Source organism: Nesterenkonia sp. AY15, assembly GCF_022565855.1.
GTDB lineage: Bacteria > Actinomycetota > Actinomycetes > Actinomycetales > Micrococcaceae > Nesterenkonia.
This window is the reverse complement of record NZ_JAJOYV010000007.1, coordinates 72814-90591: the sequence shown is the minus strand read 5'-3', so window position 1 is coordinate 90591 and position 17778 is coordinate 72814. Positions and strand designations below refer to the sequence as shown.

The window sequence follows — 17778 nt, the reverse complement described above, 5'->3', positions numbered from 1 at the left end:
CAGGCCGTGACAGGGATAGGCTGAACGCAGACGATACGTCCGCCCGGACCGGATCATGGTCGGCGGAGCCGCAGCACCTCAGAGAGCGAGATTCAGTGACCACGAGCACCTCCGGCGAGTCCCCGGCGACGACCCCCTCCGGTCCCATCGGGGCCCATATGCGCTCGGGTCCGCTGCGCGCGGGCCAGCGCGTGCAGCTCACCGACCGCAAGGGCCGGCCCAGCACCATCACGCTGCAGCCCGGCGGGGAATGGCACACCCACCAGGGCGTGCTGCGCCACGATCTGCTCATCGGCGCCAGCGAAGGCATCCTGGTGGCCAACGACGCCGGCCACGAGTACCAGGTGCTGCGCCCGCTGCTCAACGACTTCGTGCTCTCGATGCCGCGCGGCGCCACCGTGGTCTACCCCAAGGACTCCGCCCAGATCGTCCAGGTCGCCGACATCTTCCCCGGCGCCCGCGTGGTCGAGGCCGGCGTGGGCTCCGGCGCTCTGTCCATCTCGCTGCTGCGCGCGGTGGGGGAGAGCGGGGTGCTGCACTCGTTCGAGCGGCGCGAGGACTTCAAGGACATCGCCGTGGGCAACGTCGAGGCGTTCTTCGGTGAATCCCACCCCGGCTGGGAGGTCTACCTCGGCGACATGCAGGAGGAGGTCCTCACCGTGGAGGAGCCCGGAAGCGTGGACCGGGTGGTGCTGGACATGCTCGCCCCCTGGGAGTGCCTGGACGCGGTGAAGACCGTGCTGGCGCCCGGCGGCGTCTGGGTCAGCTACGTCGCCTCGGTGACCCAGCTGTCCCGGCTGGCCGAAGAGATCCGCTCCTCAGAAGGCTTCACCGAGCCCGAGGCGCACGAGACCATGCTGCGCACCTGGCACCTCGACGGCCTCGCCGTGCGCCCCGATCACCGGATGGTCGCCCACACCGGCTTCCTGCTCTCGGCCCGTCGGCTCGCCGACGACCAGACCCCGCTCCAGCTGAAGAAGCGCGAGAAGGTCTCCGTGGTCAGCGAGGAGGACCACGCCGCCTGGCCGGCCAACGACCCCGACGTCGTCTGGGACGAGGCCAGCCTGAAGACCCGGACCGTCTCCGGGAAGAAGGCCCGCAAGGCTGCGGCCTATTCACAGAAGATCGCCGCCCAGGCCAAGGAGGTGTTCACCCGTGAGTGAGCAGACAGGCAACGAGCGAAACACCGAGCACAGCACCGAGCGCCACCCGGCACGGACCCCTGACCCGGAGCCCGCGCAGGCCCCGGCGCAGACCCGTGAGGCGCAGCTGCAGCAGGAGCGGCTCTCCCAGGCGCACCGCCAGCTGGACACGCTGCGCAGCCGCTCCAAGCAGCTCGAGGCGCAGCTGCAGAGCGCCGGGCGGAACAACCAGCGGATGACCGACCTGCTGGAGACCACCCGCAACGAGATCTCCCAGCTGCGCAACGCGCTGCAGGCCGACGGTCAGGCGCCGTTCACCTTCGGCACGGTCATCGGCTACCGCCCCGAACACCCCCAGGCCGAGGGCCGCGAGATCCAGGCCACCACGGTGGCCGGGGTCGACATCCTCCAGGCCGGACGCAAGCTCCGGGTCAGCCTGTCCCCGCTGATCAGCCCGGACCAGCTGCAGGCCGGCGACGAGGTGCTGCTGAACGAGAACTTCACCATCGTGGCGATCCTCGGCGCCGAGCGCACCGGAGAGCTCGCGAGGGTCAAAGAGGTGCTGCCCGATGCGCGGCTGGTGATCATCTCCCGCGGCGAGGACGAGCGGGTGGTCACCCTCACCGAGGCCGCCACCGCCCAGGCCCAGCGCGAAGGCCTGCACGGCGCCCGGGTCGGCGACGCCGTGATGGTGGACCTGCGCACCGGCACCGCCACCGAGATCGTGCCGCTCTCCGAGGTCGAAGACGTGGTGCTCGAAGAGTCACCGGACGTCTCCTACTCCGACATCGGCGGCCTCTCCGAGCAGATCGAAGCGATCCGCGACGCCGTGGAGCTGCCCTTCCTGCACGCCGACCTCTATCAGGAGCACGGGCTGCGCGCACCGAAGGGGATCCTGCTCTACGGGCCTCCCGGCTGCGGCAAGACCATGATCGCCAAGGCCGTGGCCAGCTCGCTGGCCGAGACCGGACAGGCGGCAGCCGACGACGCCGGCCAGCCCAGCCCCGGCCAGCCCAGCCCGGGTCCGAGCAGGGGCGCGTTCTTCCTCAACATCAAGGGCCCCGAGCTGCTGAACAAGTACGTGGGCGAGACCGAGCGGCACATCCGTGTGATCTTCGCCCGGGCCCGCGAACGGGCCTCCGCCGGGCAGCCGGTGGTGGTGTTCTTCGATGAGATGGAGGCGCTCTTCCGCACCCGCGGCTCAGGGGTCTCCTCCGACGTGGAGACCACCATCGTCCCGCAGCTCCTCGCCGAGATCGACGGGGTGGAATCGTTGGAGAACGTCATCGTCATCGGCGCCTCCAACCGCGAAGACATGATCGACCCGGCCATCCTGCGCCCCGGACGCCTCGACGTGAAGATCCGGGTCCAGCGCCCCGGCCGGGAGGGCGCCGGAGAGATCCTGGGCATCCACCTCGGCGGAGCAGTCCCGCTGCACGCCGACCTGCTCGCCGCCCACGGTGACCGCGGCGCCGCCGTCGCCGGCCTGGTCGACGCGCTGCTGGACCGGCTGTTCCCCGGGACGCCCAAGGCCCGGCTGCGCCTGATCCACGCGGACGGCACCCATACCGCGTTCCAGGCGGCGGACTTCATGTCCGGGGCGGTGCTCAGCAACATCGTGGACCGGGCGAAGAAGGCCGCGATCAAGGACTTCCTGCGCGCCGGCACCGACCCGGCGCAGAAGGGCCTCACCCTGGAACATCTGCTCGCCGCCGCCGAGGAGGAGCTGCGCGACCAGGAGGACCTGGTCAACACCGCAGACCCGCAGGCCTGGGCTCGGGTGGTCGGCGCCTCGACCTCCCCGGTGGTCCGGATCGAACGGCCCGGCGAGGCGGCAGCCGCCGCACACACCGGAGCCCCCGAGGTGCAGGGATGACCGTGCGCCGACTGATCGGGATGGAGACCGAATACGGGATCCACGCCCCGGCCAACCCGCGCGCCAGCCACATCGCGCTGTCCATCGAACTGGTCAACGCCTACGCGGCCCACATCACCGAGTCCGGCGGTGCGGTGGCCGGCACCGAATGGGACTACCAGTCCGAATCCCCGCTGGTCGACGCCCGCGGCTGGGTGCTCCCGCGCTCCGCCGCGCACCCCTCCCAGCTCACCGACACCGGGGAGGCGCTGGCCCATGCCAGCCACGACGACGCGCTCACCCACGCCACCGAGCAGGAAGCGGGCCAGGGCCCGGTGCGCGATGCGCTGGGCAACGTCAGTGGAGGAGACCCCAGCCCGGCCGACCTCGCCGGGTCCTTCCACGCCCCCGGCTCACCGCACTGGCGAGGCGAGTTCTTCCAGGCCGATGAGGGCGCCCCGAAGCTGCTGATGAACCTGGTCCTGGGCAACGGGGCCCGGTTCTACGTGGACCACGCCCACCCCGAATACTCCTCACCCGAGGCCATCGGCGCCCGCCGGGCGGTGCTCTACGACGTGGCCGGAGACCGGGTGGCGCTCGCCGCCGCCCGCCGGCTGAGCCAGGAGCAGCACGCCCCGCAGGTGCTGCTGTATAAGAACAACACCGACAACAAGTCCGTGTCCTACGGCGCCCACGAGAACTACCTGGTGCCGCGCAGCGTGGACTTCGACGCCCTCGTGGCAGGGCTGCTGCCGTTCTTCGCGACCCGGCAGGTCCTCTGCGGCGCCGGGCGGGTGGGGATCGGACAGACCAGCGCTCAGGCCGGCTATCAGATCTCCCAGCGTGCCGACTTCTTCGAGGAGCAGGTCGGACTCGAGACCACGGTCCGCCGCCCGATCATCAACACCCGCGACGAGCCCCACGCCGATCACGACCGGTTCCGCCGGCTCCATGTGATCATCGGCGACGCGAACATGAGCGAGTACTCCGCCTGGATGCGGGTGGGCAGCACCGCGCTGGTGCTGGACCTGATCGAATCCGGCCGAGCCCCGGAGCTGACGCTCACCGACCCGGTGGCCGCGCTGAAGACGATCTCCCATGACCCCAGCCTCACCGCCACGGTGCCGACCTCCCGCGGGGAGCTGACCGCGGTGCAGATCCAGCAGCTCTACCTGCAGGCCGCTCTGGACTGGGAGCGGGAGAAGACCCCGCCGCCTGGCACCCACACGGTCCCGGACACCGAGACCGCCGAGGTGCTCGAGGCCTGGGAAGAGCTGCTGCAGGACCTGGGCACCGATCTCTACGCCGCCGCGGACCGGGTGGACTGGATCGCGAAGCTGACCCTGCTGGAGTCCTACCGCCGCCGCGATGGCCTGGCCTGGGACGCCCCGCTGCTGGGCATGGTGGATCTGCAGTATGCCGATCTGCGCCCGGAGAAGGGCCTCTACTACAAGCTGGCCCGCGCCGGCCGGATGCGCCGTCTCTTCACCGACCACCAGATCGCCTGGGCCTCGGAGCACCCGCCCGAGGAGACCCGCGCCTGGCTGCGCGGCCAGCTGGTGAGCGACCACGCCGACGTCGTCGTCGGCGCCAGCTGGGACCAGATCCTGCTGCGCGCTGATGACGTCTCCCCGGTGGTGCGCCTGGGACTGCCGGACCCCTATGCCGGGACCCGCGCGGCGGCGGAGAATACACTTGTCAGCGCGGCGACCCCTGAGGACCTCATCACTGGACTCCAGCGGCTGCTGGGTCAATAAAGGAGACACCATGTCCACACAACCGCAGAAGCGCCCGCAGGGCGGCAACGACGACGGCGCAGCGCCCGAGGCCGCAGCCACGGCCGGCGCCAACGCGCAGGCGCAGAAACGCGCAGGCGAGCTCGACAGCCTGCTCGACGAGATCGATTCGGTGCTGGAGTCCAACGCCGAGGAGTTCGTCAAGGGCTTCGTGCAGAAGGGCGGCGAGTAGGCCTCCATGGATCGGCGCGTCATCGGGGTCGAGACCGAGTTCGGCATCACCCACACCGGCGGCACCCACCGCGGCCTGCCCCCGGACGAGGTGGCCCGCTACCTCTTCCGCCCGGTGCTGCGCTGGGGGAGAAGCTCCAACGTCTTCATCCCCAACGCCTCCCGGCTCTACCTCGACGTCGGCTCACACCCGGAATATGCCACCGCCGAATGTGATGACCTGCTGGATCTGATCGCCTCCGACCGCGCCGGCGAGCTGATCATGCATGACCTGGCCCAGCGCGCCGAAGCGGCGATGGCCCAGGACGGCTTCGACGGCAGCGTCTACCTGCTGAAGAACAACGTGGACTCCCAGGGCAACTCCTATGGCAGCCACGAGAACTACCTGATCCCGCGCACCACTCACTTCCGTCGGCTCTCCACCATCCTGCTGCCCTTCCTGGTCACCCGGCAGATCATGGTCGGCGCCGGACGGCTGGTTCCGGCCACCGACGAGAGCGACCCCCATTTCGCGTTCTCCCAGCGCGCAGACCACATGTGGGAGGGCATCTCCTCGGCCACCACCCGGTCCCGGCCGATCATCAACACCCGCGACGAGCCGCACTCCGACGCCGCCGTGCACCGCCGGCTGCACGTGATCGTGGGCGACTCCAACATGTCCGAGACCACCAGCCTGCTCCGCTACGGCGCCACCGACCTGGTGCTGCGCATGGTCGAGTCCGGGGTCCCGGTGGGGGACTTCGAGCTGGAGAACCCGATCAGCGCGATCCGGCACATCAGCCACGACATCACCGGTCAGGCCGCCGTGAAGATACGCAACGGAGGCGAGCAGACCGCGGTGGACATCCAGGCCCGGCTGCTGGACCGGGCGCGGCGCTTCGTCCGGGAGAACGGGGCCCATCACGAGCGGGTCGAGCAGATCTTCGAACTCTGGGAACGCACCCTGCAGGCGGTGGCCAGCGGTCAGCACGCGCCGATCGAGCGCGACATCGACTGGGCGATCAAGAAGCGGCTGCTCACCGACGTCGCCGAACGCGGCAGCCTCCCGATGGGCCACCCGAAGCTGGAACAGCTCGACATGGCCTATCACGACGTCCACCCCACGCGCGGGGTGTTCAACCTGCTCGCCGCCCACGGGCGAGCCAGCACCCAGCTTCAGCCGGAGCGGATCCAGCGCGCCATCGTGGACCCCCCGGCCACCACTCGCGCCGCGCTGCGCGGACGCTTCCTCTCCACCGCCCGGGCCATGGGCGCCGAACACACCGTGGACTGGGTGCACCACAAGCTGGTGGACCGCCCGCTGGACGCGCTGATGCTCAAAGACCCGCTCAGCGCAGAGGATCCCCGGCTGGACACCCTGCTCGGTCGGCTCGGTGAACGGGTCGCGACATTGAGCGAGCAGACCCTCGATCAGCGCCGCGCCCAGGAGGTCCCGCTGGCCCTGAGCGAGCGCTACAAGCTGGGGCATCCCCAGGAGCTTGCTGAGCCTCCGCTGATCTGACGAACCAGGTGTCCGGCCTGTACAGTGCTGGGCAGGCCCAGACCTTGTCAGGTCGCCGTTCAAGCTGAAGGAAACACCGTGCATTCTTCGTTCCGCCGCACCAGCGTGGCTCTGTCCATCCCGGCAGTCCTGCTGCTCACGTCTTGCTCCGACGACGGTCTGGGTGACACCGACGCACTCTCCGGCGTGGACCTGCATTTCACCGATGAAGGCACCCCCGAGGTCATCCTGCGCAGCCCGCTGGAGCTCGAGGAGGAAGCCTCCCGGGTGCTCGACCGCGGCGACGGCGAAGACCTCGACGAGGAGCAGATCCTGGAGGTCTCCCATGCTGTGGCCGACCCCAGCTCCGGAGAGATCCAGGAGGAGAGCTTCAGCGAGGGCAGCCCCTCGATGATCTACCTGCCGCAGATGCAGGAGCAGAGCGAGTTCATCTACGACTCGCTCACCGACACCGACCTCACCGTCGGCTCTGAGATCGCGCTCTTCGAACCGGCCAACGCCGAGACCGGCGCCCAGGCCACGCTGCTGGTGCTGCGTGTGGAGGGCCAGTCCCCGGCCTTCGCCGAGGGCGAGGTCCAGGAGCAGGACGGCGAGCTGCCCGAGATCGAGAACGAAGAAGGCGTGCTCCCGGAGCTGAACGGCGGCAACGACGGCGAGGAGCCCGAGGAGGTCAGCACCGAGGTGCTCATCCAGGGCGACGGCGACGAGGTGGCCGCCGACGACCAGGTCGTCGTGCGCTACTCCGGCTGGAAGTGGTCCGACGGCGAGCTCTTCGACTCGAACTGGCCCCAGGACGACGAAGAGCCCGACGCAGGTCCGGCAGGCTTCCCGCTGAGCAGCCTGGTCCCCGGCTGGGCCGAGGGTCTCGAGGGCGAGCAGGTCGGCTCCCGCGTGCTGCTGGTCATCCCGCCGGAGTCCGGCTACGGAGAGAGCGACGAGGACGCCGAAGAGGGCGCCGAACACGAGCTCGCCGGCGAGACCCTGATCTTCGTGGTCGACCTGATCGCCTCCGCCGAAGCACCCCAGGCGGCACCCGCTCCCGAGGGGGGCCAGCCCGAGCTCTCCGAGGAAGACATCGAAGAGATGATCGAGCAGATGGAGGCCGAGCAGGGCGGTGCCGACGGCGCTGATGGCGACGACGCCGGCAGCGACGATGCAGGCAACGATGATGACGCGAACACTGATGCAGAGAACGAAGAGGAGACCGACTGATGTCTTTCGGCCAGCGCAGCTATGACCGCACCCGCCCCGAGATCGACTTCCCCGGAGAGACCCCGCCCGAGGACCTCGTCATCGAGGAGCTCATCGCCGGCGGCGGACACCCCGTGGAGCCCGGCGATTCCATCTCCTGCCACTACGTGGGCGTCTCCTGGTCCACCGGCGAGGAGTTCGACGCCTCCTGGAACCGTGGGGAGACCCTCGACTTCACCGCCGGCATCGGCCAGGTCATCCAGGGCTGGGACCAGGGCCTGATCGGGATGAAGGAGGGCGCACGGCGCCGCTTCGAGATCCCGCCGCACCTGGCCTACGGCGAGCAGGGCGCCGGCGCCGCCATCGGCCCGAACGAGACCCTGATCTTCGTGGTGGACCTGGTCAGCGTCCGCAAGCCCTCCTGATCCGCCACGGTGACTGAGAAGATCGACAGCGAGACGGCGCCGCCCGCGACGGATGCGCAAGATCTCCAGGCGGCCGAGGATGAGCAGGACGTCTACGCCGACTATGGCGTGGCGCGCGCCTTCTCGCTGGCCGCGAGCATCCTCGACGCCGGTCAGGGCGGACTGACCAAGGCGGAGATCCGCGACCGGGTCGAGCACTACCGCAGCCAGTCCGAGGAGCAGTCTCAGGACGCCTGGGAACGGCTCTTCAGCCGCGACAAGGACCATCTGCGCAGCTGCGGCATCGCCATCGAAGAGCCCGCCGCGGACCGCGAGGACTACCGCTACCGGATCGACCCGGCCGACTACGGCCTGCCGCCGCTGCCGCTGAGCGAGACCGAGACCCTGGTGCTCTCCCGCGCCACCCAGCTCTGGGCCGGCAGCCGCACCCGCTCCTGGCTGGAGCAGGCCAGCTGGGCGCTTGCCGGACCAGGCGAGCCCCCGCCGTCGTCCGCCTCGCCGAGCGTGACGCCCAGCTCGTCGTCGCCCGCGGCCGCACCAGCGCAGGCCTCCACCGCTCTGAGCTTCAACCTGGGCAGCGACGAGGAGTTCGAACGGCTCACCGAGCTCGCCGCGCTCGAGCCGCGACAGCCGATCGGCTTCGACTACACCGGCAGGGGCGCTCAGCAGCCCGAGCCGCGCCGGGTGGTGCTGCTGGACTTTGCCGCCCGCGGTCACTGGTACCTGATCGGGCATGATCTCGACCGGGGTGCCCGCAGGACCTTCCGGCTGGACCGGGTGCACGGACCCATCGGCCCGCTGCGCCCCGCACCGCAGCTGACCGAGCAGGACCGCGCCGCCATCGACGCGGCCGACGTCGGCGCCGCGCTGGACGGACTCGCCGGGGAAGAGGATCCGGCGCGGCTGCTGCGCGGAGCCCTCGAAGCCCATGAGGGCCCCGCCCCGAAGCCGCCCCGATTGGCGCCGGCCGCCGCGCCGCGCCGGGCCGATCCCGCCCACCGCAAGGTGGAGCGTGTGCTGGCCATGGCCGCCTATCTGCTCAGCGCCGACGGGGTGCGTCCGTCTGAGCTGCTGACACGACACCAGATCACGCCCAAGCAGCTGCTCAAGGACCTGCTCTCCATCCAGCAGTCCGGCAGCTTCGGCCCCGGACAGTACGGCGAGTTCATCGACATCCACCCCGCGCCGCCGCTGAACCTGGACGCCTTCACCCAGGACTACCTGGTGACCGACGCGCCGATCACCCTGGCGATGCCCTCCGCGCGCACCGGCGACGTCCTGGCACGCCCGCTGACGCTGACCAAGCCCGGCGCACTCTCGCTGCTGATCGCGCTCAACACCATGATCAGCGCCGCGGACTCCGCCGACGACGACACGGCCACTGACGACACGGCCGCTGACGACACGGCCACCACGGCCGCGGCCGAGTCTCTGCGCGGGAAGATCGCCCGCGTGCTCCCCGCGGGTCTGCAGGAGGCCGCGACCAAGGTGGCCGCCGGCGCCCAGGCGCGCAATGAATCCACCGCCGAACTGCGCGCCGCGGTGACGGGCGGCTGCTGCGTCGAGCTGCGCTATGAGGACGCCTCCGGGACCATCACCGAGCGGGTGGTCGAGCCGACGCACGTCTACATCGACGGCCCCCGCACCTATCTGCAGGCCTGGTGCCGCCTGGCGCAGGGACCACGGAACTTCCTCGGCTCACGCATCCGGGCGCAGCGCCCGCTGCCCGAGGAGCCGATCAGCGAGACCGCACGTCTGCTCGCCCAGTCCCCGGCGGAGCCGCCACGACCGCCGCAGGGCAGCGGAGCGTTCGACGTCGTCCTGCGCTTCTCCCCGGCCGCTGCCGCGCTGGCCGATCGCTATGCGCCGCAGCGTCAGCGCATCCAGCCCGACGGCGTCCGGATCATCAGCACCTGGTTCCAGAGCCGCGAGGCTCTGATCAGGCTCTGCCTGCAGCTCGGGGGAGATCTCACCGTCCTGGTCCCTGCCGAGATTCGCGAGAAGGTGACTATGCGGGCACGCGAGGAGCTGTCGGTCCTGTCTGAGTGATTGGCGTACGATTGGGCTCGAGGAAAGGAAGTCACTATGGGTATCCAAGGCTGGCAGTTCGCGATCATCGCACTGCTCATCATCCTGCTCTTCGGCGCCCCGAAGCTGCCGAAGCTGGCCAAGTCAGTGGGCCAGTCGATGCGCATCTTCAAGTCTGAGGTGCGCACCATGAGCGACGAATCCAAGCGGAACTCCTCTGATTCTGATTCCGAATCCCCGGACGTCTCCGCTGCGCCCAGCAGGGACCCGCGTGAAGATGAGCGCGCCCCCGTCGAGGGCCGGGTGCTCAACCCCAATGACCCCACCGCCGAGCAGGCCCGCCGCAATGAGCGGGAGCAGCGGGGAGACCACCGCTAAGCCGCATGGCCACATCGAAGAAGCGGCGGCGCGATCCCGAGCGCACGATGGCTCTGAAGGATCACCTCAGGGAACTGCGCAATCGCCTCATCAAGGCCGGCATCGGCATTCTGCTCGGGGCCATCGCCGGATTCTTCCTCTACGACTGGCTCTTCCGTCTGCTGGCTGAGCCTATCGTCGGCTATGAGGGGGAGGGCCGGCTCGCGGAGATCGCCTTCAACACCGTGGGCGGCCCGCTGGATCTGATGATCAGGCTCTCGCTCTTCGTGGGCGTCGTGATCTCCTCACCCATCTGGCTCTACCAGATCTGGGCCTTCATCATGCCGGGGCTGAAGAAGACCGAGAAGCGCTACGCGATCGGCTTCATCGCCGCCTCGGTGCCGCTCTTCCTCGGCGGGATCGTCGGCGCCTACAGCGTGTTGCCCCAGGCCATCGACTTCTTCTTCGCGCTGAACCCCGAAGGCACGTCGAACCTGATCAACCCCGACGTCTACTTCACCTTTGTGCTGCATCTGTTCCTGGCCTTCGGGCTGGCCATGGTGATCCCGGTGGTGCTGGTCGGGATCAACATGATGGGCCTGGTCACCGGCAGACAGGTGCTCAAGGCCTGGCGCGGGGTGGTGATGCTCATCGCGGTGGTCTCCGCGCTGGCAGCCCCGGGCGGCGACGCGGTGAGCATGTTCTTCATCGCACTGCCGCTGACCGTGCTCTTCGGCGTCGCGATCCTGCTCTGCATGCTCAACGACCGCCGGCGCCGCAGACGCGAGGCCGCCGCCGAGTCCGAGATCGACGAGCTGCTGATCGACTGAGCCGGGCCGCACGCCGCCCGCACCCCGCCCGCCGGGCTCAGCCCTGGGCCGCCGCCTGGGCGCGGAGTCCGCGCAGCAGCTGATCCTGCTCCTCGATGAGCAGCCGGCGCAGCGCCGCGGGGGCATCCGCGTTCTCATCGAGCCAGCGCTGTGTGCGCAGCGCCAGCGGGTGCTCGGTCGGCTCCGCTCCGGCGTCGAGGTCCTGAGCCCCGGGGTAGAGCCCGGAGACCACCCGGGTGGCCTGTCCCTGGCTCATCCGCTCCCACACGTCGGTCAGCGCGTCGAAGTACGCATCGGTCTGCCGCTCTATCACCGCCGCGGTCTCCGGGTCACCTGCCACGGTGAAGCCGTCCACGGTGGCGGTGAGGTGATCGTTGGAGAGCTCCTCGCCGGAGTCATCCGTCCCGGCGAGCGCCTGCCCGAAGGCCGCCTGCTTGACCCGACGGTCGGGCCTCGCGGCGGCGGCGAGCCGGTGCGCGATCCGGGCCCGGGCCGTGGTCTTGGCGGCCAGCTCCGCATCGAGCTGATCCAGGCTCACCCGACCGTGCGCGGCCAGGGCCTGCAGGAACGCCCAGCGCAGCTCCTCATCGATGCGCAGCCCCGAGATCCCATGGTCTGCGGCGCCGCCGTCGAGCAGCGCCTCGAGCAGCTCCAGCTGTGAGCCCTCTCGGCGGGAGAGTGTGGCCAGGGTTCGAGCGGTGGCGCGCTGATGGTCCCCGCCGGTGCGGCGGGTCAGCTCCGCGGCGAGCCGGGCGGCGAGGTCGCGCTGCAGCGCCGGCCGCTCGTCGGCGGGGGTGTAGCGCTCCAGTGCGGTCAGCGACTGCCGCAGCAGCCCCTGGACGACGACGATCTCGTCGATGCCCAGGCCCAGCTGCTGCACGGCCGCCAGGAAGCGGCGGGCGGGCAGCTCGCCGTCGCGCACCATGGACCACAGCGCAGCCCACACGGTGGCGCGCGCCAGCGGATCGGCCACCGGGTAGGTCAGCACCGCGGCCAGCGACTCCGGGTCGAGGCTGAGCTTGGCGTAGGTCAGGTCATCTTCATTGGGCAGCAGCAGCCGCGGCCGGTCCGCCGGCACGCTCAGCTCCGGCACCGGGGTGAGGCCCTCCGGGGCGGTCGGGTCCAGGAAGACCTCCTGGGCGGCGTGCAGTGCAAGCGTCTCGCCTGCGGCATCCAGCACATGGACCCCGACGCGGATCTTGTGCGGCCGGGACACCGACTCCCCGGTGGCCGGGTCGACGCCCTGCTCGCGGACCAGCACCCGGCCCGCACCGCCACCGGCGGCGTCGAGCTCGGCGGAGAGCACCGGGACCCCGGCGGTCTGCAGCCAGGCCCGGGCCCAGTCGTCCATGTTCGCCCCGGTGACCTCTTCGAGCACGGCGAGGAAGTCGCCCAGCGAGGCGTTGCCGAAGGCGTGGCGGCTGAAATAGCGCCGCGCGGCCTCGCGGAAGGCCTCACGTCCGGCGTAGGCGGCGAGCTGCTTGAGCACCGAGGCGCCCTTGGCGTAGGTGATCCCGTCGAAGTTCTGATCCGCGGCCTCGAGGTCGGGGATGTCCGCGACGATCGGGTGGGTGGTGGGCAGCTGGTCCTGCACGTAGGCCCACGCCTTGCGCCCGTTGGCGAAGGAGATCCAGGAGGTGGTCCAGTCGGTGGCCTCGTCCACGGCCAGGGAACCCATGTAGTCGGCGAAGGACTCCTTGAGCCACAGGTCATCCCACCAGTGCATGGTCACCAGGTCGCCGAACCACATGTGAGCCATCTCGTGCATGAGGGTGTTGGCCCGGGTCTCGTACTGGGCGTCGGTGGCGGCGGTGTCGAAGACGTATGTCTCGGTGAAGGTCACCAGCCCCGGGTTCTCCATCGCCCCGAGGTTGTACTCCGGGACGAAGACCTGGTCGTACTTGCCCCAGGGGTAGGGGTAGGCGAACTCGGCGTGGAAGAAGTCCAGCCCGCGCTGGGTGAGCTCCAGCAGCGCGTCGGCGTCGAAGTGCTCCGCCAGCGACGCCCGGCAGAGCACGCTGAGCGGGATCTGGACGGTCTCGCCGCCGGGCACTCCGCCGCGGTAATGGCCCTCCACGTGGTGATAGGGACCCGCCAGCAGCGCGGTGATGTAGGAGGACATCCGCGGGGTCTCGGCGAACTCCACCCGGACCAGCGGGCCGACGACGGCGCCACCGGCAGCCTCCGCGGCATCGTCCGCCCCAGCGGGCTCACCCTTCGCAGCCCCTGCGGCCTCACCGCTCTCCAGCGGCATCCGCGAGATCGCGGGGCTGTTGGAGCGCAGCTGCCAGTGCTGGGGGCCGATGATCGAGAAGCTGAACCGGGCCTTCAGATCCGGCTGCTCGAAGACCGGGAACACCCGGCGGGAATCGGCCGGCTCGTACTGGGTGTAGAGGTAGACCTGCTCGTCCGACGGGTCCACGAACCGGTGCAGCCCCTCGCCTGAGGGGGAGTACCGCGAGGTGGACCGGATCTCCACGGTGTTCTCCGCCCGCAGCCCGGGCAGCAGGATCCGAGCCGGACCCACATGGGCGTCCACATCCAGGGTCTCCCCGTTGAGCACCAGGGACTCCACCGAGGCGCCCAGGTGGTCCAAGAAGGTGCTCACACCGACCTCGGAGGACGCAAAGTCGATCCTGGTCCGCACCGGGTAGGTCTCGGCCTTAGGGGCGGGCGCGCCGCGCAGATCCACCTCGACGCGGTAGTGGGTGACCTCGAGCAGGGTGCCGCGCTGGGCGGCCTCCTCGCGGGTCAGATTCTCGACGTCGGCACGGGGGAAGGGCAGCTGAGCAGTCATCCTGCTATTCAAGCAGACGCCTGCTCAGCCGCCCATCACCCGAGAATCGCCAGCCCGTCGACCGCTCAGCTCAGCTCAGCGGCTGATCAGCTGAGCGGCCCGAGCGGCCCAGCTCACTTCCGGCGCGAGTGCAGCAGCTTCTCATCCACCGGCGCGGTGGGAGAGGCCCGCAGCGTCCGGTAGTACTCCATGGACTCGTCCTGGCGTCGCTGCTCGGAGCCGGAGGTGATCTCCATGCGCACGTGCTCGGGGGAGTAGCCGAAGGAGTCCACGATGTCCTGGGCGTGCGGGCGCAGCCGCTGCAGCAGCCGGTTCACATACGGGCTCAGCGTGCGGGCGCGCTGGGAGGAGATCCGCCCGTTGAGCAGGTACCAGTCCAGCGTGTCCTCGATCTTGGTCAGCGCGTAGAGGTCACGCAGCCAGGTCATGATCTGCCAGGTCCCCGGATCGTCGACCTTCTCGAGGGCTTCGGTGAAGGATTCCCAGAGCAGCAGGTCCGCGTGGGCCTTGGCGGCGTTGATGATCTCGTACTGGTGGTCGTTGAAGATCGCCGCCTGCTTGGCCGCGGGCAGCTTCGACGCCGAGCGCAGCTCTGAAGCCACGTCGATGACCATCTGCCGGGAGCGTTCGGTGAGCAGCTGGCGCTGCACGTCGGGCTGCTTGAACCAGTTGGCGCTGCGGCGTTCATCCCCGGTGTCCTGCACCGACTGGAACGCCCGGCGCAGACCGAAGCGGTTCATCACCGTGGACTGCGCCTGGGTGGCCACATAGCGGGAGAGCACCCCGAAGTCGGCATCCTTGAACTCTGCGGCGTAGTCGCTGAGTAGACGCTTGGCCACCAGCTGGAGCAGCACGTTGTTGTCACCTTCGAAGGTGACGTAGACGTCGAGGTCCGCGCGCAGCGAGACCAGCCGGTTCTCGGAGATGAAGCCGGCGCCGCCGCAGGCCTCGCGGGCCTCCTGCAGCGTGTCCAGCGCGTGCCAGGTGGTCACGGACTTGATCGCCGCGGCCAGGGTCTCCAGCTCCTGCCGGTTCTCATCGGAGTCGTCCTTGCCGGAGAACACGTCGTCGAGCTTGACCAGCAGGTTCTCATGGGCGAAGTTCGCCGCGAAGGTGGTGGCCAGGCGCGGGAGCAGTCGGCGCTGGTGCAGCCGGTAGTCCAGCAGCACCTCTTCCTCGATGGTGGAGGAGGCGTTGAACTGGCGCCGCTGGTTGCCGTAGGTGACCGCGCCGATCAGCGCGAGCTTCGAGGCCGCCACCGAGGCGCCGGTGAGCGAGACCCGGCCCTGCACCAGGGTGCCGAGCATCGTGAAGAACCGGCGACCGGGGGAGTCGATCGGGGAGCTGTAGGTGCCGTCGGCCGCGACGTCGCCATAGCGGTTGAGCAGGTTGGTCCGCGGGACCCGGATGTTGTCGAAGGTGAAGCAGCCGTTGTCCACCCCGTTGAGGCCGCCCTTCTGCCCCTCATCGGTGATGGTGATCCCCGCCAGCGGCTGGCCGTCATCGCCACGGATGTTGGTGTAGATGCAGTGCACCCCGTGGTTGACCCCGTTGGTGATCAGCTGGGCGAAGACGACGGCGTCCTTGGCGTCGTTCGCCGCATTGCCCAGGTAGCGCTTGGTGGCCGCGGGGAAGGGGGTGTTGAGGATGAACTCCTCGGTGGCCGGATCGTAGGTCGCGGTGGTGCCGATGGAGGCGACGTCGGAGCCGTGGCCGAACTCGGTCATCGCGAACGCGCCGGGAGCCCGGAGGTCCATGGTCGCGGGAAGGAACCTGCGGTGGTGATCCTCGGAGCCCAGGTGCAGCACCGCGGCGGCGAAGAGGCCCCACTGGACCCCGGCCTTGATCTGCAGCGAGGGGTCAGCGGTGACCAGCTCCTCGAACGCGGCGATGTTCGCGCCGTGTGCATCGGAGCCGCCGAACTCCTTGGGGAAGGCGCGGTGCACGGCGCCGTCCTCGGCGAGCTTCGCCATCTGCTCGAAGACCCGCTCGCGGTGATCCTCCTTCGACATGCCCTCGACCTTGTGGAAGGCGGAGTCCTTGAGCAGCTCGCGGGCCTGACGCCGGGTGTCGGCCCAGTGTCCGAGCAGCACGTCCTCCATCACCTTCTTGTCCACGCGAGCGGAGTCGGCGGAATCGATGGCCTCGATCGGGTCGGTGACCGGGTGGGTGACCGGGTGGTGTGACATGAGGTCTCCTCAGACTGGGGGTTGAGCGTCAGGCGCACGGGATGATCTGCGCCGGTTCCTCGGCGCGGGGCTGATCAGTGATCCTGCACACAAAATAGTCTATGATACTGACCAGTAACAAATGCAAGACCTGCCGGACCCGCTGACCCAGCGGACGTTCCGTCGGGTGCCTGCACCCCTCGACCCAGGAGTCAGATCCATGAGTGCACAGAACATCCGCGACGCCGTCATCATCGGCGGAAATCGCATCCCCTTCGCGCGGGCCCACACCGCCTACGCCACCGCGGGCAACCAGGACATGCTCACCTCGACGCTGAACGGCCTGGTGGCCCGCTTCGGGCTGCAGGGCGAACAGATCGGCACCGTCGCCGCCGGTGCGGTGATGAAGCACTCGAAGAACTTCAACCTCACCCGCGAGTCCGTGCTGGGCACCCCGCTGGACCCCAAGACCCCGGCCTTCGACGTGCAGATGGCGTGCGCCACCGGCATGGAGGCCATCGGTTCGATGGCGAACAAGATCAAGCTGGGCCAGATCGACTCCGCCATCGCCGGGGGAGTGGACTCCATCTCCGACGCCCCGATCGTGGTCACCGATGAGCTGCGCGGGATCCTGATGGAGGCCAACCGGGCCAAGTCGGTGCCCCAGCGGCTCAAGGCGCTGGCGAAGATCCGCCCCGGCCACCTGTCCCCGCAGGCCCCCGGCGTCAACGAGCCCCGCACCGGCATGTCCATGGGCGAGCACATGGCGATCACCGCCCACGCCTGGGGGATCACCCGGGCGGAGCAGGACGAGCTCGCCCTGGCCAGCCACAAGAACCTCGCCGCCGCCTACGACCGCGGCTTCTTCGACGACCTGGTCACCCCCTTCAAGGGCGTCGGACGTGACACCAACATGCGCGCCGACTCCACGCTGGAGAAGCTGGGCAAGCTCTCCCCAGCGTTCGGGCGTGACCTCGGCGCCGAGGCCACCATGACCGCGGCGAACTCCACCGCCCTGACCGACGGCGCCTCCGCGGTGCTGCTGGGCTCCGAGGAATGGGCCGATCAGCACGATCTGCCCAAGCTGGCGAACTTCATCGACTACGAAGAAGGCGCAGTGGACTTCGTCGACGGCGCCGAGGGCCTGCTGATGGCTCCCGCCTACGCCGCGGCCCGGATGCTCAAGCGCAACAACCTGAGCTTCTCGGACTTCGAATACCTCGAGATCCACGAGGCCTTCGCCTCCACGGTGCTGGCCCAGATCAAGGCCTGGGAGTCTGAGGAGTTCTGCAAGAACAAGCTCGGCCTGGACTCCGCGCTGGGAACCATCGACCGCAGCCGGCTCAACGTCAACGGCTCCTCGCTCGCCGCCGGGCACCCCTTCGCCGCCACCGGCGGACGGATCGTCGCCTCGCTGGCCAAGGCGCTGCACGGCAAGCCCGGCAAGCTCGGCTTCATCTCGGTCTGCGCCGCCGGCGGCCAGGGCATCACCGCGATCATCGAAGGACGGTAACCGC

13 protein-coding genes are annotated in these 17778 nt (G+C 69.6%); 11 read left to right on the top strand and 2 right to left on the bottom strand.

What is annotated here, in order from left to right; translation table 11 throughout:
* The first annotated feature begins 158 nt into the window (after positions 1 to 158).
* The 10 genes from LSI54_RS10880 to tatC all read left to right on the top strand — a co-directional run bounded on the left by LSI54_RS10880 (position 159) and on the right by tatC (position 11296).
* Entirely contained in the window at positions 159 to 1163 is a 1005-nt protein-coding gene (locus LSI54_RS10880; RefSeq protein WP_241465074.1) for a tRNA (adenine-N1)-methyltransferase, read from the top strand.
* Positions 1156 to 3018 carry a proteasome ATPase gene (arc, locus tag LSI54_RS10875; RefSeq protein ID WP_241478367.1) on the top strand — a complete coding sequence of 621 codons (1863 nt, stop codon included), beginning with the start codon at positions 1156 to 1158 and terminating at the stop codon, positions 3016 to 3018. Before LSI54_RS10880 ends, arc begins: the two co-directional genes overlap by 8 nt.
* A complete protein-coding gene (gene dop / locus LSI54_RS10870) occupies positions 3015 to 4754 on the top strand; it encodes a depupylase/deamidase Dop (protein WP_241464520.1) in 1740 nt (579 codons plus the stop codon). The genes arc and dop overlap by 4 nt, the downstream gene beginning before the upstream one ends.
* A gap of 10 nt (positions 4755 to 4764) precedes the next feature.
* Positions 4765 to 4965 carry a ubiquitin-like protein Pup gene (locus tag LSI54_RS10865; RefSeq protein ID WP_241464521.1) on the top strand — a complete coding sequence of 67 codons (201 nt, stop codon included), beginning with the start codon at positions 4765 to 4767 and terminating at the stop codon, positions 4963 to 4965.
* 6 nt (positions 4966 to 4971) lie between these two features.
* On the top strand, positions 4972 to 6465 hold the full coding sequence (gene pafA, locus LSI54_RS10860; RefSeq protein WP_241478366.1) for a Pup--protein ligase: 1494 nt from the start codon (positions 4972 to 4974) through the stop codon (positions 6463 to 6465).
* A gap of 78 nt (positions 6466 to 6543) precedes the next feature.
* A complete protein-coding gene (locus LSI54_RS10855) occupies positions 6544 to 7677 on the top strand; it encodes an FKBP-type peptidyl-prolyl cis-trans isomerase (protein ID WP_241478365.1) in 1134 nt (377 codons plus the stop codon).
* Positions 7677 to 8081, top strand: coding sequence for an FKBP-type peptidyl-prolyl cis-trans isomerase (locus LSI54_RS10850; RefSeq protein WP_241478364.1), 405 nt, complete (start codon positions 7677 to 7679; stop codon positions 8079 to 8081). The genes LSI54_RS10855 and LSI54_RS10850 overlap by 1 nt, the downstream gene beginning before the upstream one ends.
* Before the next feature lie 9 nt (positions 8082 to 8090).
* Positions 8091 to 10130: a helix-turn-helix transcriptional regulator gene (locus tag LSI54_RS10845; RefSeq protein WP_241478363.1), complete on the top strand. Its 2040-nt coding sequence runs from the start codon at positions 8091 to 8093 to the stop codon at positions 10128 to 10130.
* A 36-nt stretch (positions 10131 to 10166) separates the two neighbouring features.
* The gene (gene tatA, locus LSI54_RS10840) at positions 10167 to 10487 is read left to right on the top strand and encodes a Sec-independent protein translocase subunit TatA (RefSeq protein WP_241464526.1); all 321 of its coding nucleotides are present in this window, start codon (positions 10167 to 10169) and stop codon (positions 10485 to 10487) included.
* A gap of 5 nt (positions 10488 to 10492) precedes the next feature.
* Positions 10493 to 11296, top strand: coding sequence for a twin-arginine translocase subunit TatC (gene tatC / locus LSI54_RS10835; protein WP_241478362.1), 804 nt, complete (start codon positions 10493 to 10495; stop codon positions 11294 to 11296).
* 37 nt (positions 11297 to 11333) lie between these two features.
* Here the strand turns inward: tatC and pepN are convergent, their stop codons facing one another.
* A complete protein-coding gene (gene pepN, locus LSI54_RS10830; protein WP_241478361.1) occupies positions 11334 to 14093 on the bottom strand; it encodes an aminopeptidase N in 2760 nt (919 codons plus the stop codon).
* Between the two features lie 113 nt (positions 14094 to 14206).
* Positions 14207 to 16282, bottom strand: a complete 2076-nt coding sequence (locus LSI54_RS10825) for an acyl-CoA dehydrogenase family protein (protein ID WP_241478360.1) — start codon at positions 16280 to 16282, stop codon at positions 14207 to 14209.
* A gap of 199 nt (positions 16283 to 16481) precedes the next feature.
* Here LSI54_RS10825 and LSI54_RS10820 point away from each other — a divergent pair, with 199 nt between their 5' ends.
* Complete coding sequence (locus LSI54_RS10820; protein ID WP_241464530.1) at positions 16482 to 17774, top strand: acetyl-CoA C-acetyltransferase; 1293 nt, start codon at positions 16482 to 16484, stop codon at positions 17772 to 17774.
* Positions 17775 to 17778 lie beyond the last annotated feature (4 nt).